This is a genomic window from Bacillus spongiae, assembly GCF_037120725.1.
GTDB lineage: Bacteria > Bacillota > Bacilli > Bacillales > Bacillaceae_K > Bacillus_CI > Bacillus_CI spongiae.
In genome coordinates this window covers 66,143-92,733 of sequence record NZ_JBBAXC010000017.1, presented here as the reverse complement: position 1 = coordinate 92,733, position 26,591 = coordinate 66,143, and the positions used below count along the sequence as shown (strand labels likewise).

Below are 26,591 nucleotides of genomic sequence, written 5' to 3'. Positions count from 1 at the left end.
ACATTTTTACGATTAATTTTCCTTCTTTAACAATCAGAGTAGACGTCTATGTTTTCAAGGAATGGAAGAAAAAACACTCGCAATTGTAAATATTTCTCAAGGAGTAGAATGGGTTAGAGCGTTTTTTTTCTTTTTTACCGTGATATACGACCTAGTGCTATGAGAGCGGGATTCTTGGTGGTTTGGTGCTTCATATGGAGGATCTTAATACTATCTCACCTGAGTCTGAATCATCAATTGCAGACTGCACGGTTGGATGCATAATCGAGGGTATAACTAGTAATACCTTACGTAACACCCCTTCATAAATTCCGTGCCTAGATTGTATGAAAGGAGTGCTAAAACATATTGTACTATGTGGAGAAATGTACAACGACTGATGCTCAATCGCTTTTTATTTGCTAGAAATGCTGTGGTATTGGGTCGGAGTGTTTTATGGAAAGACGGTTTTAGTCGGGGGAAGGAGTGATTCCGCCCGCCCGTTACATTCTCAATTTTAGTATTAAGGAAAAAGAAGGGTTAATCGATTGTACCGCATCCCTTTTCTTGTTTCGACTTTATGTAAATATGTGTAGCTCTTTCTCGCTGTTATTGGATTTTACATTATTCCCTAACCTTCAAGCTTAAAATAATAAAAAAAGATGTAAAATTTCCTTTATTTTATCATTTCCAGTTATTTATCACTATATATTGCTCTAAGTCAACATATTTAAGTAGACCCTTAAAAAACTTCTGAAATGCCCGTAAATCTGCCGAAGGTTTGAAGCAAACATGGCGATCCATGGGTCAGGTCGATGATTAAGGTTTCTCTGTGATTTCCTCTGTGAATAAGAGGATGTTAAAAAAGCCAGTTTGTACAACCTTTCAAAACTGGCTTTTAATGGAGAAGTATGGTTATATACTATTTTGTTTGACCTCGTTAGGCTCTTTGCTGCTGAAACATCTCTTTCCCGTGTTTGAAAAGCCCTTCAAAAAACGCAAGCCAAACGGGATGATTCGCTCGTACTGTCTTTCCTCTCCCGATTCTTTCTAACTGTAGCATATACCATAGAGAGTCTAGTGGGATTTGGTTATCAATGCTTTTAATGCCGAGCTTTTTCGGATGAAGAATCACTTCTTCTAGTTGATTTGCTTCCATTAAATTGGGGAAATCCGGATAGATGGCAAACGGTCTTGCTAAGCCGACAAAGTCCGTTGCCTTTGAAGTGATCGCATTTTCCATTCCTGCTTTCGACCGAAACCCTCCTGTTACACATAAAGGGACATGAACCGTTTCTCGCAGTTTTTCAGCGAAATCAAGAAAATAGGCCTCTCTTTTCTTCGTCGATTCCTTTACATTTTGACCAGTCATGGTTGGATTTTCAAATGACCCACCTGAAATTTCGATTAAATCTACTCCCTCTTTCTCTAGTTGCTCCGCGACATAGATGGCTTCTTCCTCAGTAAAGCCTGCTTTCATAAAATCAGCAGAATTTAATTTCACACCGACCTGGAAATTGCCCGTTTGGCGCCGGATTTCTCGGTACACTTCAATCAAAAACTTCATTCGCGCGTCAATTTCGCCTCCCCATTCATCCTTTCTTTGATTATGACGCGGTGATAAAAACTGACTAATTAAATATCCGTGCGCACCGTGGATTTGCACCCCTGTAAAGCCCGCTTGTTTTGCGAGCTTAGCGCTATTCCCGAAGCGTTGAATGACCTCCTTAATTTCCGTTGGCGTAATCTCTCTTGGCTCAAGGAATAGCCGTCCTGTCCGACCCGGAAAAGGAATGGCGGAAGGAGCAATGGCTTCTTTCACTACTCCCTTCATGGCTTGTTTACCTGGATGATTCAACTGCATCCAAAGCTGTGTGCCATGAAGCGTTCCGTTCTCTGCCCACTTTTCCAAATGGGGTAACACGGCATCACTTTCGACCACCACATTCCTCGGTTCTCCTAATGCCCGTTGATCAATCATCACATGACCTGTCACAACAATTCCTGCTCCCCCCTTTGCCCAATTTTCATACAAATGATAGTGAGCTTCTGTAGGTTCATTGTTCACATTGGCTAACCCTTCACTCATGGCTCCTTTAAAAAAGCGATTTTTAATGATCGTTCCATTCGATAATGACATGTCGTTAAACAAGACAGATTCCATAGCATTTTTCACTCCTTACAGTTTCATTTCGTCACAGCGACCCCTTGTGTTCATTTCAAATAGTTTATGTAGATTTTCTTTAAGTATATTATGAGCTTTTGTTTAATATTAATAGATTCTACCATTGAGATAAAGCAATACGGTAGGTAAAATATAGAAAAGAATCAAGTAGATTGAAAAGGAGAATAAAATGAATCAACATGAAATGGTTTCATTGATTAAAACAAAACTACCTAACGTAGTGATCAGGCAAGTAAAGTCCAACACAACGGGATGGGATAATGATATTTTAATCATCAATGAGGATACCGTCTTTCGGTTTCCGAAAACAAAACGGATTAAGGAAAAAGTAGAAAATGAATGTTATATACAAGAAGCGTTAGTCAAAACAACGACAGCAATTACTGTTCCGATGTACACACCCGTAAGGGACGCTTCACACCAGATAGAATGTGTCTATTACCCTTTCATTAAAGGTCAGGCGGTAAATGAGACGATGATTGAAGAATGTACAACAGAAGAGAATGCTCAGCGACTCGGTGACTTTCTAAGTAAATTACATAGTATTCGTCATGCTGATCTCCATCATGATGCCACACTCACACCCATCCACTCATTCTCTTATTGGAATGAGCTCTATCAAGCCGTGCAAGAACAACTATTCCCGTATTTTACTAATTCGCAAAAAGACAGTACGAAAGAAGTGTTTACGAGTTTCTTAGAAGATTACGGAAGGATGAATAATCGTACTACTCTCATCCATGGCGATTTAACCATTTCAAATCTAATATATGATTATAGGAAGCAACAAATAGCCGGTGTGATCGATTTTACAGATGCTCAGTTTGGCGATCCAGCCTTTGATTTTGCTGGCATTTATTGGTCATTCGGTCCTCATTTTACTAAGAGGGTGCTTTCTAATTATCAAAACGATGAAGACGAAGAAACATTGTATAAAAGAGTAAAAGAATTTTACGGATTACAACCTGTTTTTCACGAGCTTTTGTATTCGGTTAGCCAAAATCAATCCATTGCTTGGAATAATGCGTTAACGAAATTTACAGCGTTGCGATCGAAGACCTATTGGTAGGCTGAACTTCATAGCGATTTATTAGTTATTGTGCTTGATAACTATAGCCTTAGTCTCAATAAACCTAATGTTTGAAACTTATGTGAAGTTAAATCGTATTTAAGAAAACGAGAAGCAAAGCAAATAAAAAAGAAATTTGAGAAGGAGATAGTATAAATATGGAGAATAAAAAATGTCTTAAATGTGGTGGTTCTGAATTCACTGAAGGTACAGATTACTATCCTATCAAGCCGAGTAAAATGTCTATGAGTGGTGGAAACTTCAATTCGTATTGACAACATAAGTATTTTTAGAAAGAAATAGAGGAAGTTGAATAAACGATTGGAAACCTTTATAGATAGGGTTTCCAAATTAATAGAGAAGTATCAACATTGAAGTTTAACAGACTGTTCCAATTACCCTAATTTGGGCTTTACCTCGAATGGATCTACTTTTCTTTCAATAATTCGCCAATTTACCAAAATATGCTTTTCAATTAATTTCATTGACGTTCACGTATATATTTAAATAGATGGCATATTACACTCCAAACATAGCTACAAGTATAATTAAACGATTGACTTCATGTAATCAATGATTTGGTCTTCTTGCTCGGTATTAAAAGCCATTTTGTTTTTTCCAATCTTCCCACATTTGGTACATTCATGGACAATTTGATAGCCTTTCTTATTCGAGTAATCAAGGCTAATTGGCTCCATTAGTCCATGACAATCACTTGCCCGATCACCAGGCATCATGTCCATATGTTTAGATTACAAACAGTAAGGACAGTGGTTTCTAAAGCTACCATTTGTTAATGGAGAAATGGTTTCCCCACAATTTTCACATTGAAATGCTGTATTTTCAGCTTTTCTGCTCAAGTGCCCTACCTCCAAGATTAATTTTTAATCTTTAGAGGCAGGGTTCCGTTTTGTTTTTCTACAACAGTAGCTTCAGGCTTTCTAAGCGAATTGACCCATTCACCGCCAAACTCTATTTAGCGATTACTTCTAGTTCCAACTTCAATTTAGCATATTCCATCTAAATATCCGGACCACGATTGACTTTGTTTCATTGTATCAACCACTGTAAGACGGACATCTCCACCTTCCATTAGTAGGTGTTCTACTTAGATCACTGACTTAGGCATTCGTCCCCTTTTAAGCACTTTTGCACTTTAGTTTCTCATTCAACAATGTATCACTCCATCTAATCGCTATGTTTGGAGTATCAATGTCATGATACCATACGTTTCTACTTATTTATGGGTTCAACCTACATATGTCACACTTTTCTATGTTTGTATTGACTGTATAGTAGTCTATTGGTTGCATTTAAATGATCTCTATCAAATTATTAGCCTTTTTCAACTTCATCCCTACCATGGTATTTTAAATTGCTGATTAGGATTATGTATTAATTGGACAACTTTTCAAACCTGCATTTTTTCTTGGTCTTTTAACAAGCTCTCCTCCACAGTTAGGACAAATAAATTCCATACTTTCTGTGCAATCTGGACAAAAAGTACATTCGTGTGTACAGATATAAGCAACAGAATTATGTTGAAGACCCTCTTCACATTTTTCGCATTTTTCTCTCATTTCTAAAGCCAAATTAATCCCTCCATGATATCTTTATAGTATTTAACACGTTATTAACAGAGCGCACATTCCTATTATATGTTCAGCTTTATCTCAATCTACTAAACTTGCTATATTCCCATTCCCATCTATTAACTATTTATTTTACTAGGTAAAAGTAACTGGAATAAGCCTTCGACACTCGGCACAATATAGGTTGGTTCAGCTTGCTGTATTTCCTCTATTGAACCGTATCCATACGTTACGCCAATCGAATCAATCTCCGTATTTTGCGCACCAATAATATCATGCTTCCGATCTCCAATCATGATAAAATCATCTATGCTATTGTCTTGATACTGATTCAGTATGTATTGAATGATGTCCGTTTTAGCTCTTCTCGTTCCGTTAAGATGGCTCCCTACAATAAGATCAAAATAGGAATTTATTTGAAAATATTTTAAAATCTCCTCAGCGAAAACGGTAGGCTTAGAAGTAGCGACTACTAGTTTATAGTGCTGTTCTTTTAATGAGGTTAATAATTCGGGAATCATCGGGTAAAGCGTATTTTCGAACATGCCTTTTTCTTTAAATCTTTCACGATAAAAATCAAGGGCGGTTTTTGTCGTTTCTTCATTCATATCATAAAATTGAGCGAAGGAGTCTTGAAGTGGGGGGCCGATGAACGCTTCTAGTTTGTCGATTGAAGGCTCATCAATATTCATTTTCTTTAACGCATACTGAACCGATTTCGTAATCCCTATCTTCGGGTCAGAAAGTGTACCGTCTAAATCAAATAATAGAATTTTATAATTTTTCACATAAAAACTCCCTTCTAATTTCAATATCTTCCTCATTATACCAAAAAAATATCGAATAGGATGGACCTTCTCTTAAAATCTCTTTTAAATTTACACGTAACTGGAGGTTCCCGAATGAAAAAAATAGTAATTTTCCGTTAGTTGCTTCATTAATTGTATTAGTAGGGTTTCCACTATTTTTTCTCGTCCTATCAATCTTTACAGGAAGATGGGGTTACCTTTTTTGGCACAATAAAACGCTTGGAATATCCCAAGCGCGTCTTTACTTATTTTTTACATCAACTAACGCAAACCGCTCACATACTAACATCATATCTTCAGAAAATGAACGTCCAACACTACGTAACTCTTCAGTAAAGAATTGTTCGTGAACTTCTTTCCAATATTGATACGTTCGATCTCCTTCACCTTCTGCAATAGCAAATTCCTCTGGAACCTCATTCATAGGCATAATGCTAACATCTACTATTTTAATAATGGCTACAGGTTCATCTTTGCTGTTTAAGATAATACTATACTCTTCAACAGATGGAAGTGGCTCGTTATCCATTTCATAGAAAATGTGTCCAGAACAAGTAGCTGTTTTTACACCATCTATGACTAATTGCGCCAACTCGTCTGGATTAGCGCCGAATTGCCACGCACTTACTAATGTTGGTTTCTCTTCACCACGAGCCTCCCAAAATTCATCCCAATATTTTTGTGATTCTTCGTTCATCTATCTCTCTCCTTAATTATAATCATTTGGCCATTAATACACATTTTCCCATATTCACCACCACTTGTACATTCATTTTTTGATAGAAAATAAAACTAGAATATTTTAGCGGATTATATGTCGATACAGTGAATGAGTAATATTTAAATGAGAACAGAGGGAGAAAGAACGGATAGCAGAAATCGTTCCATAATACTCATTATTTATTACGATTGTTTATAATATATGCCCTCTCTATCTTTCATACGGTATTTCTAATGCAGCTATCAAGCCTTACGTATGACAAAACGCCCATTCCTTTGAATGGACGTTAAACGTTGTATGCTTTCGGTAGGATTTGTTGCAGCTTCTTTAATTGATCACTATATGTAAAAAAATCCACCTTATCATTTTTTTCAAGTGATTCATTTATTTTGTATTGCACATAATTTATTTTCAACTCAAGGTCGTCAAAGGAACACATGAATCCTTGTAAATACATACTCTCAAGATCCTCGATATTAATAAAGTAGGAATGAACTTCATTTATCTCTATCAAAACATACCATCCAGCATTCTCTACAAACTTTCTTTCATCACAGATCCTTACTTCATCTCCCATTTTTAGCTGAAGCGTCAAAGGAATAGGGTCCATTGAACGAAAACAATCGATTTTATGTAAATACGGTAACAGTAACACATAACGGTTAAGCATAACCTTACTCCCTTTCGTTTAAATAGTATGAAAGAATGCGGGACCGAAAAAGGATTAAACAATTTTATTATTGTTAAAAGAGGGGGTATTCGGTCCCACATGACTGGATCGTTATTACATTGTAATTATAAATGAAAATGATTATCATTGTCAATGTGATTATAATAATATTTCTTATAGCTACTAATAAGGTCTGTTTGATTTTCCTAAACTATCGTGCAGCCCATCTTCATTCTGAAAAATACCTGTGTTCTCACACCTTTTACTGTAGATTTGAAAAAAAGCGCGATGATTATAAAAAAGATACGACATTTTACCCTTTGTATATATATCCAAAGGGATTTTTATCATTAGAGATAGAAAATCTGAACGACAATATAGTTATTCAAGAAAAGGCCATTTCTTGAAGGCTTGAATTCAAGATTATATAAAAGTAAAACCGTTTTGTATGCTATTTTTCTGACGCTACTCCGAATATATACTATAGAAAACAAAAAACTGTGAGTAAATGAGCATCTGCAATAGTTCTAGTTGGTTTGGTGGAGCTGGGTAATCCTGTATCAAAAGCATTTGCTGGTATCACTTCTTCAAAAGGTGGAAGTAATGTCGATGCTACGGTACTTACAGTCTTGATTGAACTTGATTCTGCTGCAAAAACATTTACTGGGATAATAGCGCTAGTAGTTACTGCTGCTGCGAAAGCTGTTATTGCTAATCCTTTTTTCATCTTTTTCACCTTCAATCACTCTTCCATTACTTTTTTAAATCATCTTTGGAATATACCCCAATACTATAATTGTTAGTAAGCGCTTACACTCACTAACTATAATGATCTTAATTCATAATTCTTCAATAATCAACATATTTTTGTAAATTTCGATATATTTAAATAATTCAGTTAAAAAGTCCTCTCCTAATGAATGAGGATTATTTCCAATAGGTTCTTATGTTTTTTCCAATTCTACTGTCTACTTATTATTAAAGGTGGAGTTTTAGATAAAAAAAGAACACGATGCTTATATCTATTCTGGAAGAGGCTATTTAGTTGGAATTAGGCAAATAGATGTTGATACCTACATAAGTAGAAAACAGGGGAGAAGGACGCATCACTGATAGTGCTCGTTAAAGTTTTATATTATTGAACTGTTTTTTAGTGCAATAGAAAAAAACATACTCGGGGGCACGTTTTCTTTTAAGAATAGCGAGTAACCATGTACTCTTCCCTTTTTTAACTTCCTTTTTGATATTTGAAATGATGAGAATATCATTTTCTAAGGAAACAAGTGTGGATCATCGTCAGGTGCAAATGTGGATTGCGGAAATTAAGGTATAAAGTTGTCCCAATAATATTTATTAGACTTGATAAATGAGAATGACGTAGGATAGAGAGTTTCAACAAAACTCAAGTCTACTAAGCGCCCCAACAGAAAAGTGAACGCTACAACCGCTCAAATCAATCCTGCCGTGCAATTACGAAAATCAACAGATAAGACAGTAATGGAGATTTGTGTAATTACAGGAGTCAGTCAGGCATCGTTTAATTTGAAACTAAAAGAAATAGGAAAAGAGAATCTAAAGTAATTGGAAATTTTCTCACATGTGACCCTCATTCCTAAAATCGTATCTGTACCTTATATTAATTTGAAGGAGTCTTTTTTAAAAAAATTTTTAAAAGGCAAGAAGGCCGAACTTAATGTGTGAGTTCGGCCTTTTGAATAGCAACAGATATCATGGTAATTAACATATGGGATTGACTTGAGCACTTAATCATACTCTTTTAACGAGCGTTAGGGAATACTCTTCGAACCGTTTCTGTAAATTCATCAAATAATCCTTCTATCGGATCACCTTCATTGATTCTTTCTCCATAATCTGTCATTCGATCTACAAAATTCGGATTTGATGATACAAATACATTTCGAATATCTGGGTCTGTTGCCCTAACTTGATCAGCTATCTTATTTTCTAGACGACCTGTTACTTCTCCTTTTGTTCCGTCGCGTGAAACAACTGCAACATAAGCATTACGGTTTGTAACAATAACATTTGCTGATCTTACTTCGTCTATTTCAGCTATCCGATCAGCAGCTTCATCAGCTACTTCCATTCGGGTTTCACTATCGTTATTACGATCGATGTCATTATTCCCGTTTCGATCATTACGAATATCGACATCATTATGTCTGTATTGAACATTTCTAACTTCATTATTGTCACGATTGTCCATCGCTTCGTTTTCTTGGTTTGCTGTACAACCAACCAGTAATGGAATTGATAAAAAAGCCATTGCAAAATATTTAACCGTTTTCATATTATCACTCCTGATTTCATTTATAAGTATAAACTGAACAAATTAGTTACAAATATGCATAAATTAATTTGTAATATTTTTCTATGTAAAAAAACAAAAGGTTATACGAATGATTAAATGGAAAACATATATTAGCTTCAGAGAGAAAATGAACAATCTTTATGATTCAATTGATGCTATTTTATCAAACCCTGGGGGATTCCCCATAAGTGAGAGTCTTTTTAAGTGATAGCCTATGATGATTTATGATGCTTTGCCAGGGCAATTTCTTTTAAACAAGGGTAACCTTTATGAACAATTACTTTCTATTCTTCGAGATAAAAGTGGATTAAATAATGTCAAAATCAAGTAGCAATGTTTCAATCCCATTTCCACTCAAAAGATCCATTGCAAATCATAGTGGAAATAATAATATTTCACAGATTTCATAACGATGAATGTTTAGTATTTCTGTGTTGTGACAAAAAAGTTGTTTAAAATGATGCGTTATCGTGCTTTTTTACAAGAAGCTTTGCACTTCTAGAAATAATAAACTTGTTTCACTTTGTATGTGCTACAAACTTCAATTAGTTAGTAACACAGAAATAAAGTGGTTAAAAACCATAGGATGTGGGTTCATGAATACGTTTTCAAATGACTTTATTCTTATGAAACAGTTTTCTTCATTCATCGTTATAAACTATTTATGTATACAAAATAAAAGGCTTTCTCATAAGAACTTCAGTGCCTATAAGAAAGCCTTTTATTAAAAAAGTTTTTTTATTTGTTAAATGGGATTTTGTTAGGTACTACTTCTTTTGAAAACTCCATTAGTGAATTAGCCATTTTTGGCATTTGACCATTATTTCGGAATTGAAAATTATTCATTAAGGTTTGAAGAGGAGTAATCCTATTCCTATTCCCATTTCTTCTTAAACCTAATGCAACTGCACTAATCCCTATACCGAACAATGACGCCCATAGAATCCCTTTATTGTTTCTTCTTCTGCCAATCATATTGAAAAGGTTTTGACGTTTCCACATATTAAAAAAAGTATTTACCCAGTTATTCAATGTTAAACACTTCCTCGAGTCGAGTATTGGAAAGAAAAATAAATCACCTTCCAAATTTAATATTTGCATTTAAGTGTTTGAACATGCTGGCAATGTTTGATATGGCTTTAGAAATTTTTTTAAAAGATTGTCCATTTAAAGAATATTATATAATTAAAATGAATTGTCCTTTAGATCCTCTAATGAAGCGATTTTTTGACGTCCGCACCCTGACGCTACCATCTGAATCAATCTTTTTTCTCTTAATTTGTCCTAATCCAAATTCTATTTAGATCTAAAGGAACATAAATTCTATGTCCTTGGATTTCCCTATGTATAATAAAGTTTGAAAAACTTTGATTACCTTTAAATGGCGCAAATTTATGTGAATTAGACTTATCAAATGCCAATTTATTAGGAGCGGACGTTTGGAAGGCAGGTTTTAGAGATACAAAGTTATTTAGGTACTAATATGAACTTTGTTAGGTGATAGGAAGCTTATTTGGAAGGAGCTATTTATAATAATTTTCCAATCTGGCCAAATGGGTTTACTCCTGCAAAATATGGTGCAATAAAATGTAAATAAATTAATTTGTCAATACCTTGATGGTAACCAACAGGCTTGCAAAAATAAGAACGATATTATCAGACAAATTAGATGATACACTTGGATAAGATGGTATGGACGATATTGAAAGGGCTTTGGAAGGTCTGAAATATTGATTTAAACCAAATGATAAACCGAAAATATTCATTTTTCTATTCAAGTAATTAGGGTTTTAATGGACAATCCTGTTATAAGATATATCTAATTCGAGTCTTCTACAAATGGGAGCGATTGTGGAATAACAGAGATAGAAAATTCACATTGAATCTTCAGTGAAGAAACCATTTAAATCATTTTATTAATGGATTCTTTGTTATAGGGATAATATTAATGTTTATAAGATGTTTTTGATCAAACTTTATTCCAATCCAACATTTACTTAGAAACTTGTGGAATACTTGCAATTCCATACCTTTTACATGCGAAAATTCATACGAATTGATCCTGACTCATACGTTTAAATAGATTAAAAGGTACAAGGCCGATGGCCTTGTACCTTTTTCTTTGAACATTAGAACGAGTAATCATGCAATTGGATAGACGATACTTCCTTATGGAAAAGATTTTCTATCCAAATCCTTAAACACTGCGTTATGATGTTCACCAAGTTTAGGTGGGGGTGTCGTTCGTATGTTTGTATTCGTTATAATGTTGACTTTCCCCCCTTCTCTCGAGATTAAATCTCTTTCTTCTAAATAAGAATGTTGAAGGACTTCGTCTACTTTTAATACCGGAAATAAACAGCAATCGTAATCTAAGCCAAATTGTGCCCACTCTTCCATCGTTCGTTCTGAAAATAGTGCCGTTATGGCCTGAAAAACTTCATTGCTTTCTGTTGCTTTGGTGAAAGCCTGTGGGACCCACTCTTCCTTCCCTGCAGCCGTGCAAAAGTTTGTCCAAAAGTGAGGTTCCAAAGCAGCCAATGAGACAAAACGGTGATCCTTTGTCTTATATAGATGATAACAAACTACGCTACCTTCTAATGCAGGAGGACCATCGGGTTTTTTTAGCTGACTTTGGTAGGCCGCATGGGAGGTTAGCATCGAGATTAACGTATCATTCAGGGCAAGGTCTAAGTAGCTCCCCATTCCAGTTCGTTCACGATGGAATAGAGCGGCCATAATTCTTTCCGTCGCGACTAGTCCTCCCGTGAGGTCAGCTGTTGTAATGGAGGGGTGAATGGGATCACCATGTCCGTCTTTATGCTGAGATAGAAACCCAGAAAGTCCTTGATAATTCAAGTCATGACTGCCAAGGTGAGCATTTTCACCAGCTTGCCCAAAACCTGTTAACGAACAGTATACGATGTCCTCTTTTATTTTCTTGACGGTTTCATAATCTAATTCGAATCGTTTCATGACACCAGGACGAAAGCTTTCGATAACGACATCTACTGTCGGAAGCAATTGATATAAAGAGTTCACGTTAGCAGGATTTTTTAGGTCCATCGCAATGCTTTGTTTATTACGATTATTCGCCTCATAGACAAATCCGTTTGCCAAGTGGCGAGCTGGGTCACCTTGAATTGGCTCTACTTTGATAACTTCTGCGCCCAGATCAGCTAAGCGAAGTGTGGCATAAGGGCCAGGCAGATAGTTTGTGAAATCTAACACCCGGACTCCTGATAACATCATGTATACCAGCCGCCATTAATATGAAGCACGTGACCGTTTGTATAATTTGATAGTGGTGAGGCAAGATAGAATATTCCAGCAGCCGCCTCTTCTGGTGTTCCCCCTCTTTGTTGTGGAATTGTTTGTTGGAACATTTTCTTTACTTTTTCAGGAATTCCTATTGATACACCGTTGACGGTTTCTCCCTTTTCTTTTGCTTGTGTTAGGCGGGTATCGATGAGGCCGAATGCTACGGCATTACAGTTAATATTAAAGGCACCCCACTCTTTCGCTACAGTTTTGGTTAAACCAATTAATCCAGCTTTAGCGGAGGCATAATTAGCTTGCCCTACATTGCCCATCACCCCTGCAACCGACGAGACGTTCACGATTTTACGATACTTCACATCACCGTTAGCGATTTCTTTCTTGGCAGCCTCTCTCATGTATGGGGCTGCTGCACGGGTAAGACGGAAAGGAGCGATAAGATGAATATCGAGCATCGCTTGAAATTGTTCATCGCTCATTTTGTGGATCAAGCTATCCCACGTATACCCTGCATTATTCACAAGAATATCAATACCTCCGAATGTAGAAGCCGCTTTTTCCATAATAGCGGTAGCAAAGCCTTCTTCCGTTACGTCACCAGGAAAAACCACCGCTTTGCCCCCCAGTTCGTGAATCTCTTTGACAACTGTTTCCGCCTCTGCCTCATCTATATCTGAAACAATGATGTTAGCACCTGATTCGGCCATTTTCAAAGCAACAGCCCGCCCAACTCCTCTACCTGAACCCGTGATAATGGCTACTTGATCGTTTAGCATTTATCTTCCTCCTCTAGAAGGACATGAAATTGTCCTGATAATTTCTTCTCATCTTCTGTATTTACAACGATGATTTCTCCAGTTAAACGATTCCCTACTTCCTCTTTCACAAATGCCTTTACTGTTAAGACTTCACCTGGAAAGGTCATCTTTTGAAACCGAACGGAAAACGCTTCGATTTTCTCTTGTGGGAACCAAGTCGTTAACGCTTCACCGGCTACCGCCATTACTAACATCCCGTGGGCAATCACATCGGGTAAACCTGCTTTTTTTGCCACTGGTACCACCGTATGGATAGGGTTGAAATCGCCTGATGCGCCTGCATAACGGACAATTTGGGTATGTGTAATTGGTTCCTTTGTTATAGGGGTGAATGTTGACACAGTATTGAGCCTCCTATCGTTCAATGACGACGGATATTGCTTTTAGAACCGTCTCATTTTCTTCATTTTGATAGTGCGTTTCAAGAGTAAACATTTTCATGCCGACCTTTTCTCTTTGCTTCACAACCTTCATGATGACGGTAATCGTATCGCCTGCACATATCGTCTTCCCATATTCGTAGCTTTGCTCACCGTGAAGCACTTTCAACGGATTCACCTCAAGAAATTCCACAAGCTCGTTAAAGCTTAACCCTCCCCATAAGTCAATGACTGTTGCAAATGTTAAGGGAGCTGGAATATCGCGATAGCCCTTTTCCTTCGCAACTTCTACATTCGTATAGATAGGATTCGTATCACCAATCGCTTTGACGAACTCCGCGATTTTTCCACGCTCAACGGTAAAAGTATAGGGCTTTGTTTCAATGCCGACTTTATTTGGAACTGTACTCACGCGTTCTTCCCCTTTCTATAACCCGATATTTTTCGCGATGATTGTTTTCATAATTTCATTGGTTCCGGCATAGATCGTTGAAACAGGAATATCACGAAATCTTCTCGCAATCTTGTATTCTTCCATATATCCGTATCCACCATGAAGCTGAAGACAGCGCTGGGAAATCGATTTTGCCATATCGGATAGCCAATATTTCGCCATCGAAACCTTCGTAACGACATCCTCTCCGTTCATATGGTCTCTTATTAGTGAATCTAAAAACGTACGGCCGATTTCAATTTGAGTTTTCATTTCCACCATTTCAAATTGGATATGCTGAAATTTAGCTATCCTTTGACCGAACGCTTCCCTTTCCTTAATATAGTTCATCGTCATATTAAACATCTCCTCCGCTGCAACCTGTGCGGATATGCCAACAAGGAGACGCTCTTGCTGTAATTGATTCATTAAATACAAGAAACCTTTTCCTTCATCCCCTAATAGATTTTCCTTCGGTACACGGCAATCTTCGAAAAATAATTCCGCTGTATCTTGGCAATGGAGACCTACTTTCTTCATCTTTTTTCCTCTTGTAAAACCAGGTGTCCCTCGTTCTACTACGAGAAGACTCATTCCTTGATGAGGAGGATTCGCCTGAGGATTCGTTTTACAAGCAACAATGACGAGATCGGATTGAATACCGTTAGTGATAAATGTTTTGCTCCCATTTACGATATAATGATCCCCGTCTAACATTGCCGTTGTTTTAATATTGGCTAAATCGGATCCTGTACCAGGCTCCGTCATCGCAATCGCTGTTATCATTTCTCCTGAAGCACATTTTGGTAGCCACTTCTCCTTTTGCTCCTCGTTACCATACGACACCAAATATGGGATAACAATGTCATTATGAAGCCCAACCCCTATAAGTCCAGTACCAACCCGCTCTAACTCTTCGTTGATGATAACCGAGTAACCCCAATCAGCATTCAGTCCCCCATATTCTTCTGGGATTGTTGGACAAAGATATCCTTGAGCAGCTAGCTTATGCCAAAATTCCCGTGGCACCATTCTGTCTTCTTCCCACTGCTCAAAAAATGGCTCCGCTTCTTTCGCTAAAAATTTTCGCAATGATTTCCGAAATTCTTCATGATCTTCGGTTAAATATGGATGGTTCATTCGTCTTTTCGCTCCTTTTTATGAGAGTTCTTTTCCAACGATTGAAATAAATGAAACACATTGCCACGGAAAACCGCCTAAATTATGTGTTAACCCAAGCTTTGGCTCCTTTAGTTGTCGTTTCTCAGCCTTTCCTTGGAATTGTAAATACATTTCATATAGCATTCTTAGTCCACTAGCCCCAATAGGATGGCCAAATGACTTTAATCCTCCATCTGGATTTACTGGGAGGTCTCCTTGTAAATCAAAACGTCCACCTAGAACATCCTTCCAACCTTCCCCTCGTTCACTAAATCCTAAGTCCTCGTATATGACCAATTCGGTTGGGGTAAAGCAATCATGCACTTCTGCCATATCTATTTCTTTTCGCGGGTTGGTGATTCCCGCTTGCTTATAAGCTGATTCAGCTGCCTTCACATTTTCTTTTATACTAGTAAAATCAAACTGCTGCGTTAACAAGCCTTCACCCGGTCCTGCCGCAATACTTAACGCCTTTACGTACATCGGATCTTCTCGATATTTTTTTGCTTCTTCCGTTCTGACGATAACAGCAGCGGCTGCGCCATCTGCTACACCGGAGCAATCAAGCACACCGAGTGGCGCAGCGACAAGAGGGGATTTCATAATTTTCTCCATTGGAATTTCCTTCTGGTATTGTGCTTTTTTGTTCAACGAACCATTCAAATGATTTTTCCAGGCAATCCGTGCTAGTACCTCTTTCCCTTGCTGTGCTTCCAAGCCGTACCGATGAAAATACGCGGGGGCTAACAAGGAAAAAGCAGCAGGTGCCGTAATATTAGGAAATGTTCCATCTCCTGGTGCAGGGTTCATGACGAGCCCGCTATATCCGGAATCCTTTAGCTTCTCTACACCGACAACAAGTGCCACATCATAGGCTCCACACGCAACCGCATAACTAGCATTTCGAAAGGCTTCAGAGCCTGTTGCACACATATTTTCCACTCTTGTTACGGGTATATAGTCACTTTTTAATGGTCCAGACAGTGTCATACCAGCATAGCCAGAGTCCATTGTTCCGATCCATGCTGCTTCGATATCCTTCATTTCAATTCCTGCATCATGTAAAGCCTCGTAAGCAGCTTCTATGATAAGATCATCCACACTTTTATCCCAATGTTCTGTAAATTTTGTACAACCCATACCAACAACTGAAACTTGATCGTGAATCCCTTTACGACTCATGCTGAACCCCTCTCTTTGGAACCACTTTCCAATAATAATTATGAATGCCACCTGCGTCATAAAGCTTGCGGAAGCTAAACGCTACTTCTGTCCCAATCGAAATGTCTGTCGGTCCACAATCTGTCACTTGGGCGAGCATTCGACTACCGCCTTCCATATCAATCACAGCAAAGATACTTGGCGGTGAAACGGAAGAAGCTAAGTAATCTACCGTATAAGTAGCAATTTTCGCTTTTTTTCCTTGTAGTGAAAAAGACTCCATTTCATCCTTTTGATGGCATTTCACACAAACTCTTTGCTTCGGATAGTAGCTTTGACCACATTGAGTACATTTTGACCCAAAGAGCCCTAAATTTTGTTCTACATTTCTATTCAAAGCAGGTGCTGATGGAGTTGGAGCACTCGGCCTTCTCCCTTCATCTACTGTTAACAAGTCATACCACCGTAAATACTCACTGTAAGATATTAATTCATTGCCCTTTCCAACCGGTTGCCTTCGCTCATTTTGATGATGAACAATGTTTTCGGTCGTTTTTAGCAATACTCCATCACAACCATCCCCTACTTGAAGCCAAAGAATCGTTTCATTTGGTTGGCTGTTAGAGAGAGTTTTCGCGACCATAAATGGACCGTTTGCTGTTCCTATATGACCAATGTCCTCATCCATCATGGCCGCCCATTTTTCTTGTTTTACTTGCAGTGCTTTAGCAATCGACAGTGAAAGCTTCTGACTAGCACCTGAAACAATGACATAATCAATTTCCTCAAGCGTAGTCTTTGTCTTTTCTAATACTTGTTTAGCACATTGGAAAACCGATTTTGTTGAGACATGAGCAATAAAACGATCCTCCCATTGACGCACAAATTCGTCATCTGTGTTTCTCCATTGACTTACTTCTTCACTAGCTACAGTAGACGATGCAACGAGCTCAGCGATGACCTCTTCTCCTTCACCGAGTAAAAACGACACGGCTCCTGCACCCATTTCAGCTTCTACTGGATTATTAGGTTTAGCATTCCTGCGATCTGCCATTGAGAGCAGGACAGGCTTTTTCTCCGCTTCGACACTATTCATCCCTGCCATGAAGGCATTTGATGCCGCTCGCAAGCTATTACCAAAATCCATTGTCTTTGTGTCAGTAGGCAAATGTAAGGTCTTCGCCATTGTGACACTCGCTAATTTTTCGGCATACGGAGCTGTGGTCGAAGCAAAATAAAGACTTGACGGTACATGTTTGCTAAGTAGATTAGATAAGGACATAGCGGCATTTACTGCCATCGTTAAACTATCTTCATCATAATGCGCTACCGCTTTTGTTCCTTTTCCCCCATATCCTTTATGGAAGGTGCCGATTTCTTTTTTTGCGATTCGATAATGGGGAATATATACTTCATATCCAAGTAACCCTTTCATCATTTTCTCCTTTCTATATCTGCTACATAATTTCAAATTTTTCTCACAATTCACTTTAAATTTTCCTAGATGCATGACGTTGAAGTGGTTACACCAGAAAGAGTTTATGCGTGTTGTTATTACCCAATAATAACTCTTTACAATAACAACCATTTCTTCTTATCTTTTTTTCACCCGTTGAAAAGTAACTACCCTTCTTCGACTGAATCCTTACTATCACCGTCATTTTTTCTTCATCCATGTTCGAAAGCTCACCTGTTCTTCATTTTCATCACGGAAGCGCTTACAACTCTTAGCGAATGAAGTCGGGAAAATCTTAAGTATCATCTTCGACCAATTGCATGGCAGCTCGCTCTATCAAATTCCCTAAATCACACACATTTCTTCGTTTATGATTCTTTCTGGTTTATAAGCGATGGAGTTTTTCATTGCTGTTGGCTTCCCCAATTTCCAGTGTGAATCGTCGTTATTTTCTTCGAACCAACACTTCGATCCGAGCATGACGGAAATATGTATATCAGAAAACGAACTACTCATGACAATGGAGGCTTTCTTTACAACAAGAACAACCTGAATGGTAACATTCCTTAATTGCCAAAGTGTATCGTCCTTTGTAGCGAACCAGAATAGGCGGTATCTTACGTGAAGAATCGTCGTCTATCATTTTGACTACTACTCCTTCTATACTATAAGTTCGTGAAAATAAAAATGAATCCTTCCAATAATTAACCGTATTCATAAAATTTTGACATTTGTTTCTATTTTCTTAAAAAAATATTCCAGTAAAATGGAACAGATGCATTTGACCACTTGTGAATCTAAGAAAAATCAACCCTCTCTCATAAACGGTTACTCTAGCAAAAAATTGATAAAAAAAGCCGTCATAAGAGTTCCTTACACTATTTCAGGTCATTAACAATAATAAAAAACATTTCCAGTATATGATGTTTATAGTAAAATTACCCTAAGAAATGGGGGTCTATCATGAATACAGATGGTATATTAAAAACAGGTTTATCCACCCTTGGATTTCCCTTCACTTTAATGAATATGTATGTGAATCGTAGAAAAAAGGTAAATGAAATAGGACAACTAGTTGAAGTAAATAATCGGAAAATACATACGATTGTTTCCGGAACTGACGAGTCAAACCCTACAGTCATATTTGATGCAGGGTTAAGTTGTTGCTCCGTTGATTGGCACGTTATTCAGCCGGAAATTGCGAAAATGACAAAAGTTATCACGTTTGACCGAGCAGGTTATGGCTGGAGCTCCCCTACAAAAGGAATGAGCACTAGTGAAGAGGTTGTCAATGACTTATCACAAGTTTTAGAGAAATTATCCATTCAGCCACCTTATATTCTAGTGGGGCATTCATTTGGTGGATTAAATATGAGGCTTTTTGCAAGTCAGTATCCAGAAAAAGTAGCAGCGTTAATTCTTATTGACCCCGTTCATGAGAATAGATATATGAGCCGTGAATGGGATGAATATCGTAAAAAAGACCATCAAAAGAATCTACGATTATTTCGACTAGGCTACTTAACAGCGAGTTTAGGCTTACCTAGGTTATTAAAGCAACCTGTTGGCCGCAAATATTTACCAGAGCCGTTTCAGGCAGCCGTTGAATACATCGGTTATCATCCTAAAACGTTTGACGCCGTTTATAAAGAATTTTTACATAGTGAAAAATCTGCCCTCCAAGTTGCTCACTCTAAAGCCCTAAATCAGGATTTACCTATCAGAATAGTAAGCTCTAACAATCGTGATCCCATTTGGATGGAACACCAAGAGCTTCTTTGTAATTTGTCAAATAATACAACCCAAATTAAAACAGATAATGGCCATTCCATTCATTTGGAAAACCCAGAAATCGTCATCAAGACGATTAAAGAAGTAATGGAGGAAATATAAGCGTTTAGTTGTTTTTATCAATCAAAATGAGGCTGGGACAGAAGTATTCCAGCCAAAGGAAAAACCGAACTATAATGAAAAACTCTAAAATAGAGTTCCATTATAGTTCGGTTTTTTTAATTATAACTCTTGTTAGATAAGAAATTATTTGGCTTAGAGAATGGTACATTTAGTTTTGTCCCAGCCTCTTCGTTTTCTTTGAAAGAATTTTAATACGGTTTATCCTTCTACCATTTTCAAATAGGGGATTTCTCTTCCATTAACGATTGCAATGTATGCTGGTGTATTTGTTCCGTATATCTTTGTTCCAATTGGCAATTTATTTGCTGTACCATTCTTAAAATTGAAAGACCTATCTGCTTTGTTTGTGATTTCCCCCACCTGTTCCCCTAATTTATATTCTAATTTCGATACCCATTCCAAATCCTGCGCATTTGAATATACATACTCATTCAAAAGAAATATATCAGCATTTTCATACTTAAGAAAATCTTTTGGAGTTGGGTTTGGTGAAAGTATTTCTCCGTAACAACCAGCTAAAAAGATAGACAAGGTACTAAGCGTAAGTAGTATTTTTGAAAAACTCATATTCATCTCTCCACGTCCATCACAGATTGAGCTAACATTTAACCAACTCTACTAAACACCAAGCTTAATGATATTTAGTAGCCTATTTCAACATGGAATTGCATCTTCCTAATCTGTTCATTTGGTATTCCATATCCCTTTATCACTCTACAGAGTGTTATACATCTATGGCATTAGAGTAGGATCAGCACCAAACCAAGTTTGAATATCATTGTCACCAGTACATGGATGGATCCAACTAACACCAAATTGAAAGATCCTATCCTTTGTTTTCTTATTAGTTTGATATTCAATTCCATTTGGTAAATAATCCCCATTATAACTAAAATAATGGTCACGATAAGAAGGATCCGCATCAACAAACTCACCCTCTGCTCCTATGGTGAGCTTACTATTGTTTTTATAGAAAGAAATCGCTTCTAGTCTTTCACCACTCTCAACATCTCCTTCTATGTTTATCTTGGGTATACAACATTTGATTGTTTGATTTATATATTCAGCTTTATATTCATATTGAATCAAGTACCTTCCATTCACATTAGGACACAAGATGTCTAATTTTTCTAATTTTATTGGTGTGAAATCCATTTCTTTTTCATTAACAAATAATTTTATATGACTTAGCGGAGTTTCCAACATTTAATATCATCCAATCTTTTATATATCATAAAGGCAAATAATAATACGATTTACACCACTTATTGTTAGAAATTTAGAACCGTAGTTACTCATATTATAAAGCCTTTCATACAATAATTACATCTCTTGGTAATATAAAAATAAGCTATAGTTATTTTTGCAATAACATTTTCTATTTGAGTGTCGACTCAAATAATTTACAAATCTTGCAACAAAAAATAGTGCAAGATATTTCACCGTCAGAAGACATTGTAAAACAGTAGTTTGAACTCAAAGACTTTGTATCTCATTTAACTGTAGGGAAAGAGCACTAAAGTTGAAACATTTCTACTGGACTATCTAAAAAGAACTAAAAGAAATGGAAAGATTTGCAGATAAAAAGTAGTATACGAACGAACTATTGAAAAAAATATGATAATTATACTGATATCTCATTATGCAAATGACTCCACAATAAAGAGGTTTTTTCTTATTTACTTCTAAACATTTTCTCTACTCGTTTATCAAATTGTTAAACCTTTTCCTAATTCAAGCTAACACGACCAATGAGATAAATTTCAAACTTACACCTTGAAATCATTCCATCCATTCTTTCAATCGATTGTAGAAGTTATTAACTTGTTCCTAAAAACGCATTATACTTCCCGTTATACAGAATGACTAAAAAAACAACCAATAAAAAAGACGAGTACTCGACATAGTTATTACTCGTCTTTTTATTATACAATTGATTATTCTTCTTTCACGATTTTCAATCCATCCACATGCTTTCGGTTCATGAGATGATCCACTTTTCGGTCCTCTACGGATGAAAAAATAATGTTGAAATCGTAATCGTCTGGGTACAATTCTTCTGCACGAATATAGAGGGACAAGCGCTTATGATTATATTCCTTTTTCTCTCCTTTCACTTGAACAATATAGTTGCCCTTGTCATTTGGCCCTTTGTAGATAATCCCATGTTCATTTTCAGATGGAATTTTCACATTGTCCCCCATTTTGAATACCGTTACATCTCCCTTTTTTAAATTCTCCTTTTTTTCTCTCTTTGTGTATCGGTTATTCGCAAGCTGTCTCTCTTTTTGCTGTCGTAAAGCTAAGTCGTCATTCGGATCAAATGATGCTTCCTTTTTATACGTAAGCATATGAGCCTTTTCGATAATTTCATGGTGCATCCCTAACTTTAAAGCGATTTGAAACGCTTGACTGTCTCCTCCTTTACCGATCAACAATCGATACGTAGGCTTTAACGTATTTAAATCAAATTCCATGGAGCCATTGATAAAACCTTCTCGATTATTGGCAAATTCCTTCATTTCATTAAAATGAGTCGTCGCAAATATGGTTGCGCCTTTTTCATATAATTCATCTAAAATGGCTATTGCTAAGCCCATGCCTTCACTCGGATCAGTCCCAGAGCCTAATTCATCAATCAACACTAAAGAAAGATCATTTGTTTCAGAAAGAATCCCAATAATACTCTTTATTCGTGAAGAAAAGGTACTTAAATTTTGTTCAATGCTTTGCCCATCTCCTATATCAACAAATATATTTTGAAATATACTCATTTCACTCCCCTCGTCGACTGGAAGCAATAAACCTGATTGCATCATCAATGTCAATAAACCGACTGTCTTTATCGTCACCGTTTTCCCACCGGTGTTTGGTCCCGTAATAACAAGTGCATGTGTTCCATCTCCTAGCGAAACATTTAATGGTATCGCTTGTTCTCCTAACAATGGATGCTTTGCATTCTTTAAATGAATTCGGTGAGATTCATTTAGTAAAACTGTATTTCCACCAATTATTTCACTATATTTTGCTTTCGCAAAAATCACATCATATGTCACCATTGTTTCGGTCGCAACAGATAGAATTTGTTGATTAGCCTCTACTAACCCAGTTAAATAGTGTAAAATGTTCTCCATTTCTGTTTCTTCCCGGTAGCGTAGCATTTCTATTTTTTCTTGTTGGTTGGCTATTTCGACTGGTTCTATATATAAAGTTGAACCGGAAGCAGACATATCTACAACACTTCCATCAACCTTTCGCTTATACTCTTTTTTGACTGGAACGACATACTTTCCATTGCGTTGACTGACAATCGCTTCTTGTAAATACAATGCGAATTTCTTTGATTGAACAACATTTTGTAATTTCGACTTTAACCTTTCTTCTTCAATCGCTAATTCTTTTCTGATTTTTAGCAATGCCTTACTTGCATAATCATCTACTTGTGCATGACGAATACATCGTTGAATCTCTTCTTCTAAAAAAGGTAATTCTTCAATTGAATACACGTAGCTCGAAATAACAGGTGCTACATACTGCTTATCCTGCATAAATCTTTTCAATTTACTACAGTGATCAAGAAAGCCCGCCAACTTTACTAAAACGTCGGCACGAAGCGCAACCCCTTTATTAAGCTGTTTAAATAACTGCTCCATTCCCTCTAATCCGTGAATTGGAACACTACGACTTTTCTGAATAACGCTTAAGGCTTCAACAACTTCTGTTTTCCAAGCGATTATTTTCTTCTTATTCACGCTCGGGTTTAATGCTACTATTTTCGTTTTCCCTTCTGTTGTTATGGCATACCTTGCTATCTCCTCTTTAATCTGTTGAAACTGTAAAATATTCATCATCTCTTGATTCATTTCTTTTTCCTCCTTTTTAATAAAAAAGACCGCAGGTGAACAATGTTCACTGCGGTCTTTTCGTGTAGACATGACGGGAGTACGACGATTCTGTGTACGCGAAAAAAAAGCTGCGTCAATAGACACAGCTTTACAGATATCCCGTTGTGAGCTATGTGATGACCATTGTTCTTAACTATCATTTCTTGCACATACTAAATAACCCAATCTTAATTGGTAATTTAAAGCAAATAGTTTTTTATTTGCTTGCAAGAATGACCGTATGAAATTACGGATTAGTTAAGAACGACACCTAACATAGAACAAAACTCCTTATCATTAAATTCTATTCCATCATAACTCCTTGGAAGTACCTTGTCAATGAGCGTCCTGTTTGAAGCTCCTCTAGTCAAATAGAAAACGAAACAAGTTAAATAGCTTTTCACCCTATATAGTATATTCACATTCGCCTTATTTGCCACTTGTTAACAGAAAAAAGGAAGATTACTTATAAAAAGAACTGAACAACTGTATAGACTCCTGCAGCAGCTGAAATTGGGATGAGCTGAAAAATATATGGCTTTACATTCTTCTTTCCATGCAATGCATAGTCGTTATCTGGTCGTTTCAATTCCTTCACCTTCTTTTTTTGTTGAATAACCCCTATAATTTTGGTTTAAAGCAACTTTGATTTCATTATATGTAATTTTTCTAAAACAGTCCACTATTTTCCCTTCAGCTTGTAGTGATTTTCTTCTATTCTTTTTACTTATATATGGTATAATACGTTAGATATAAGGTTTGGAGGATGAATATAAATATGATTACAGTATCAAATGTTAGTTTGCGATTTGCTGATCGTAAACTGTTTGAAGATGTGAATATTAAATTTAGCCCAGGGAATTGCTACGGACTAATTGGGGCAAATGGAGCGGGCAAGTCGACATTTCTAAAAATTTTATCAGGTGAGATTGAGGCTCAAACAGGCTCTGTTGCTCTTGGCCCTGATGAGCGTTTAGCCGTTTTAAAGCAGGATCACTTCCAATACGACCAAGAAGAAGTGTTGAAAGTCGTCATTATGGGACATACACGCCTGTATGCGGTCATGCAAGAAAAAGATGCGATTTACATGAAGGCAGATTTTTCAGATGAAGACGGTATGAAAGCGGCCGAGCTAGAAGGTGAATTTGCTGAGCTTAATGGTTGGGAAGCAGAATCAGAGGCTGCCATCCTCTTAAAGGGACTTGGCATTCAAGAAGAGCTTCACACGAAGAAAATGGCGGATTTAACAGGTTCTGAAAAAGTAAAAGTACTTTTAGCTCAAGCTCTTTTCGGTCAACCTGATGTTCTTTTACTTGATGAGCCGACCAACCATTTAGATATCGCTGCCATTCAGTGGCTAGAAGAGTTTTTAATTAATTTTGAAAATACTGTTGTTGTCGTTTCGCACGATCGTCACTTTTTAAACAAAGTATGTACACATATTGCGGATCTAGACTTCGGAAAAATTCAAATATACGTTGGAAACTACGATTTTTGGTATGAGTCTAGCCAGCTTGCACTGAAATTGGCACAAGACGCGAATCGAAAGAAAGAAGAAAAAATTAAAGATCTTCAGAACTTCATTGCTCGCTTTAGTGCCAATGCATCTAAGTCTAAACAGGCAACATCTCGTAAAAAACTACTTGATAAGATTTCTCTTGACGATATTAAACCTTCGTCTCGTCGTTACCCATACGTCGGGTTCACACCTGAACGCGAAATCGGGAATGACCTTCTACGAGTTGAAGGATTATCAAAAACAATCGACGGAGTCAAAGTACTTGATAATATTTCCTTTACAATGAATAAGGATGAAAAAATTGCACTAGTCGGCGTGAACGAAATCGCTAAAACCACGTTATTTAAAATTCTTGCAGGGGAAATGGAACCTGACAGCGGAACGTATAAATGGGGGATTACAACCTCTCAGTCCTATTTCCCAGCAGATAACTCTAGCTTCTTTGAAGGATCTGATTTGGATTTAATTGACTGGTTACGCCAATTCTCACCAAATGATCAAAGTGAAACGTTTTTACGCGGGTTCCTCGGCAGAATGCTCTTTAGCGGAGAAGAGGTTCATAAAAAAGCAAGTGTGCTTTCCGGTGGAGAAAAAGTGCGCTGTATGCTATCTAAAATGATGCTAAGTGGTGCAAATGTCTTGCTATTAGATGAACCTACGAACCACTTAGATCTAGAATCCATTACAGCCGTCAATAACGGGTTAATCAACTTTAAAGGTTCCATCATCTTTGCTTCACACGATCACCAGTTTATCCAAACAATTGCTAATCGTGTCATTGACATTCACGAAGCAGGTACGATTACCGATAAATTAATGACCTACGACGAATATTTAGACTATAAGAAAGAAAATAAGTAAACAGTAAGAGCTATCCTTTTGGATAGCTCTTTGCTTATCTTATCATCAAGTTCTAACTCGGCCATGGAAGAAAAATAACAGACAGCCCCTCACAACTCCCTCTTTACGTTTTTTAGGAAAGGCTTGCTAGAATAAATTTCTGTACTTCAACAAACTGTTAGAGATAAAAAGTTTCATCAAAATGATGCAAATAACACCTGATAAAATAGAAAAGCTTGTGTTGAAAATAGGATAAAGCATGTTTTTTTATTCAACTCATTAAGACTTTCTACAAATGCTCCCTTTTGTTGATTAACACAAACAGTACATCTATCATAGTAAGGAACAGTCCCCATAATAATATTCTTTTCATTAGATGTGCGAGTAGG

Annotated in this window: 22 protein-coding genes and 2 pseudogenes; 4 read left to right on the top strand and 20 right to left on the bottom strand. The window is 37.0% G+C overall.

The genetic code is table 11. The features are described 5' to 3' along the window. Window positions 1–919 precede the first annotated feature (919 nt). Window positions 920–2,143: an NADH:flavin oxidoreductase/NADH oxidase family protein gene (locus WAK64_RS17970; protein WP_336588379.1), complete on the bottom strand. Its 1,224-nt coding sequence runs from the start codon at window positions 2,141–2,143 to the stop codon at window positions 920–922. 190 nt (window positions 2,144–2,333) lie between these two features. On the opposite strand from WAK64_RS17970, the gene WAK64_RS17965 reads away from it, so the two are divergent. After that, window positions 2,334–3,233: a phosphotransferase family protein gene (locus WAK64_RS17965; RefSeq protein ID WP_336588378.1), complete on the top strand. Its 900-nt coding sequence runs from the start codon at window positions 2,334–2,336 to the stop codon at window positions 3,231–3,233. A gap of 548 nt (window positions 3,234–3,781) precedes the next feature. Here WAK64_RS17965 and WAK64_RS17960 read toward each other — a convergent pair. From WAK64_RS17960 to WAK64_RS17925, 8 genes and pseudogenes are all read right to left on the bottom strand, one after another. Then, window positions 3,782–4,093, bottom strand: a pseudogene (locus WAK64_RS17960) (RNHCP domain-containing protein). 528 nt (window positions 4,094–4,621) lie between these two features. Further along, entirely contained in the window at window positions 4,622–4,825 is a 204-nt protein-coding gene (locus WAK64_RS17955; protein ID WP_336588377.1) for a DUF1272 domain-containing protein, read from the bottom strand. Between the two features lie 119 nt (window positions 4,826–4,944). Continuing rightward, a complete protein-coding gene (locus tag WAK64_RS17950; protein WP_336588376.1) occupies window positions 4,945–5,613 on the bottom strand; it encodes an HAD family hydrolase in 669 nt (222 codons plus the stop codon). 262 nt (window positions 5,614–5,875) lie between these two features. Next, on the bottom strand, window positions 5,876–6,331 hold the full coding sequence (locus WAK64_RS17945) for an ASCH domain-containing protein (protein WP_336588375.1): 456 nt from the start codon (window positions 6,329–6,331) through the stop codon (window positions 5,876–5,878). Between the two features lie 310 nt (window positions 6,332–6,641). Continuing rightward, window positions 6,642–7,025, bottom strand: coding sequence for a hypothetical protein (locus tag WAK64_RS17940; protein ID WP_336588374.1), 384 nt, complete (start codon window positions 7,023–7,025; stop codon window positions 6,642–6,644). A gap of 481 nt (window positions 7,026–7,506) precedes the next feature. Then, on the bottom strand, window positions 7,507–7,752 hold the full coding sequence (locus tag WAK64_RS17935; protein WP_336588373.1) for a hypothetical protein: 246 nt from the start codon (window positions 7,750–7,752) through the stop codon (window positions 7,507–7,509). Window positions 7,753–8,802: 1,050 nt separating this feature from the next. Further along, on the bottom strand, window positions 8,803–9,336 hold the full coding sequence (locus WAK64_RS17930; RefSeq protein ID WP_336588372.1) for a YhcN/YlaJ family sporulation lipoprotein: 534 nt from the start codon (window positions 9,334–9,336) through the stop codon (window positions 8,803–8,805). Between the two features lie 759 nt (window positions 9,337–10,095). Then, window positions 10,096–10,389, bottom strand: a complete 294-nt coding sequence (locus WAK64_RS17925) for a hypothetical protein (protein WP_336588371.1) — start codon at window positions 10,387–10,389, stop codon at window positions 10,096–10,098. A 387-nt stretch (window positions 10,390–10,776) separates the two neighbouring features. On the opposite strand from WAK64_RS17925, the pseudogene WAK64_RS22495 reads away from it, so the two are divergent. Then, a pseudogene (locus tag WAK64_RS22495) lies at window positions 10,777–10,839 on the top strand (hypothetical protein); the annotation flags it as partial. A gap of 687 nt (window positions 10,840–11,526) precedes the next feature. Here the strand turns inward: WAK64_RS22495 and WAK64_RS17920 are convergent. From WAK64_RS17920 to WAK64_RS17890, 7 genes are read right to left on the bottom strand one after another with little or no spacing between them, the layout of a single operon-like run. Continuing rightward, the gene (locus WAK64_RS17920) at window positions 11,527–12,606 is read right to left on the bottom strand and encodes a CaiB/BaiF CoA transferase family protein (RefSeq protein ID WP_336588393.1); all 1,080 of its coding nucleotides are present in this window, start codon (window positions 12,604–12,606) and stop codon (window positions 11,527–11,529) included. Continuing rightward, window positions 12,606–13,412 (bottom strand): SDR family NAD(P)-dependent oxidoreductase, encoded by an 807-nt coding sequence (locus WAK64_RS17915; RefSeq protein ID WP_336588370.1) that lies wholly within the window; start codon window positions 13,410–13,412, stop codon window positions 12,606–12,608. Before WAK64_RS17915 ends, WAK64_RS17920 begins: the two co-directional genes overlap by 1 nt. Next, complete coding sequence (locus WAK64_RS17910; RefSeq protein WP_336588369.1) at window positions 13,406–13,795, bottom strand: MaoC/PaaZ C-terminal domain-containing protein; 390 nt, start codon at window positions 13,793–13,795, stop codon at window positions 13,406–13,408. The genes WAK64_RS17915 and WAK64_RS17910 overlap by 7 nt, the downstream gene beginning before the upstream one ends. 13 nt (window positions 13,796–13,808) lie before the next feature. Continuing rightward, window positions 13,809–14,246: an FAS1-like dehydratase domain-containing protein gene (locus WAK64_RS17905; protein WP_336588368.1), complete on the bottom strand. Its 438-nt coding sequence runs from the start codon at window positions 14,244–14,246 to the stop codon at window positions 13,809–13,811. Window positions 14,247–14,261: 15 nt separating this feature from the next. Beyond that, on the bottom strand, window positions 14,262–15,407 hold the full coding sequence (locus WAK64_RS17900; RefSeq protein WP_336588367.1) for an acyl-CoA dehydrogenase family protein: 1,146 nt from the start codon (window positions 15,405–15,407) through the stop codon (window positions 14,262–14,264). Window positions 15,408–15,425: 18 nt separating this feature from the next. Continuing rightward, entirely contained in the window at window positions 15,426–16,610 is a 1,185-nt protein-coding gene (locus WAK64_RS17895) for an acetyl-CoA acetyltransferase (RefSeq protein ID WP_336588366.1), read from the bottom strand. Further along, window positions 16,600–18,027 (bottom strand): OB-fold domain-containing protein, encoded by a 1,428-nt coding sequence (locus tag WAK64_RS17890; protein WP_336588365.1) that lies wholly within the window; start codon window positions 18,025–18,027, stop codon window positions 16,600–16,602. The genes WAK64_RS17895 and WAK64_RS17890 overlap by 11 nt, the downstream gene beginning before the upstream one ends. 981 nt (window positions 18,028–19,008) lie before the next feature. On the opposite strand from WAK64_RS17890, the gene WAK64_RS17885 reads away from it, so the two are divergent. Then, entirely contained in the window at window positions 19,009–19,938 is a 930-nt protein-coding gene (locus WAK64_RS17885; protein WP_336588364.1) for an alpha/beta fold hydrolase, read from the top strand. A 219-nt stretch (window positions 19,939–20,157) separates the two neighbouring features. On the opposite strand, the gene WAK64_RS17880 is transcribed toward WAK64_RS17885, so the two are convergent. The 4 genes from WAK64_RS17880 to WAK64_RS17865 all read right to left on the bottom strand — a co-directional run bounded on the left by WAK64_RS17880 (window position 20,158) and on the right by WAK64_RS17865 (window position 24,432). Then, entirely contained in the window at window positions 20,158–20,526 is a 369-nt protein-coding gene (locus WAK64_RS17880) for a hypothetical protein (RefSeq protein ID WP_336588363.1), read from the bottom strand. Between the two features lie 165 nt (window positions 20,527–20,691). Further along, complete coding sequence (locus tag WAK64_RS17875; protein ID WP_336588362.1) at window positions 20,692–21,165, bottom strand: hypothetical protein; 474 nt, start codon at window positions 21,163–21,165, stop codon at window positions 20,692–20,694. 731 nt (window positions 21,166–21,896) lie between these two features. After that, window positions 21,897–23,822 carry an endonuclease MutS2 gene (locus tag WAK64_RS17870; protein ID WP_336588361.1) on the bottom strand — a complete coding sequence of 642 codons (1,926 nt, stop codon included), beginning with the start codon at window positions 23,820–23,822 and terminating at the stop codon, window positions 21,897–21,899. 487 nt (window positions 23,823–24,309) lie between these two features. Beyond that, the gene (locus WAK64_RS17865) at window positions 24,310–24,432 is read right to left on the bottom strand and encodes a hypothetical protein (RefSeq protein WP_336588360.1); all 123 of its coding nucleotides are present in this window, start codon (window positions 24,430–24,432) and stop codon (window positions 24,310–24,312) included. A 189-nt stretch (window positions 24,433–24,621) separates the two neighbouring features. On the opposite strand from WAK64_RS17865, the gene WAK64_RS17860 reads away from it, so the two are divergent. After that, window positions 24,622–26,223 (top strand): ABC-F family ATP-binding cassette domain-containing protein, encoded by a 1,602-nt coding sequence (locus WAK64_RS17860; protein ID WP_336588359.1) that lies wholly within the window; start codon window positions 24,622–24,624, stop codon window positions 26,221–26,223. Window positions 26,224–26,591: the final 368 nt, after the last annotated feature.

Excerpts from the sequence above, each read along its gene's own strand:
- WAK64_RS17970 (WP_336588379.1), bottom strand. The coding sequence starts at position 2,143 with ATGGAATCTGTCTTGTTTAACGACATGTCATTATCGAATGGAACGATC.
- WAK64_RS17965 (WP_336588378.1), top strand. The coding sequence starts at position 2,334 with ATGAATCAACATGAAATGGTTTCATTGATTAAAACAAAACTACCTAAC.
- WAK64_RS17945 (WP_336588375.1), bottom strand. The coding sequence starts at position 6,331 with ATGAACGAAGAATCACAAAAATATTGGGATGAATTTTGGGAGGCTCGT.
- WAK64_RS17940 (WP_336588374.1), bottom strand. The coding sequence starts at position 7,025 with ATGCTTAACCGTTATGTGTTACTGTTACCGTATTTACATAAAATCGAT.
- WAK64_RS17935 (WP_336588373.1), bottom strand. The coding sequence starts at position 7,752 with ATGAAAAAAGGATTAGCAATAACAGCTTTCGCAGCAGCAGTAACTACT.
- WAK64_RS17930 (WP_336588372.1), bottom strand. The coding sequence starts at position 9,336 with ATGAAAACGGTTAAATATTTTGCAATGGCTTTTTTATCAATTCCATTA.
- WAK64_RS17920 (WP_336588393.1), bottom strand. The coding sequence starts at position 12,606 with ATGTTATCAGGAGTCCGGGTGTTAGATTTCACAAACTATCTGCCTGGC.
- WAK64_RS17915 (WP_336588370.1), bottom strand. The coding sequence starts at position 13,412 with ATGCTAAACGATCAAGTAGCCATTATCACGGGTTCAGGTAGAGGAGTT.
- WAK64_RS17900 (WP_336588367.1), bottom strand. The coding sequence starts at position 15,407 with ATGAACCATCCATATTTAACCGAAGATCATGAAGAATTTCGGAAATCA.
- WAK64_RS17895 (WP_336588366.1), bottom strand. The coding sequence starts at position 16,610 with ATGAGTCGTAAAGGGATTCACGATCAAGTTTCAGTTGTTGGTATGGGT.
- WAK64_RS17890 (WP_336588365.1), bottom strand. The coding sequence starts at position 18,027 with ATGATGAAAGGGTTACTTGGATATGAAGTATATATTCCCCATTATCGA.
- WAK64_RS17885 (WP_336588364.1), top strand. The coding sequence starts at position 19,009 with ATGAATACAGATGGTATATTAAAAACAGGTTTATCCACCCTTGGATTT.
- WAK64_RS17880 (WP_336588363.1), bottom strand. The coding sequence starts at position 20,526 with ATGAGTTTTTCAAAAATACTACTTACGCTTAGTACCTTGTCTATCTTT.
- WAK64_RS17875 (WP_336588362.1), bottom strand. The coding sequence starts at position 21,165 with ATGTTGGAAACTCCGCTAAGTCATATAAAATTATTTGTTAATGAAAAA.
- WAK64_RS17870 (WP_336588361.1), bottom strand. The coding sequence starts at position 23,822 with ATGAATCAAGAGATGATGAATATTTTACAGTTTCAACAGATTAAAGAG.
- WAK64_RS17860 (WP_336588359.1), top strand. The coding sequence starts at position 24,622 with ATGATTACAGTATCAAATGTTAGTTTGCGATTTGCTGATCGTAAACTG.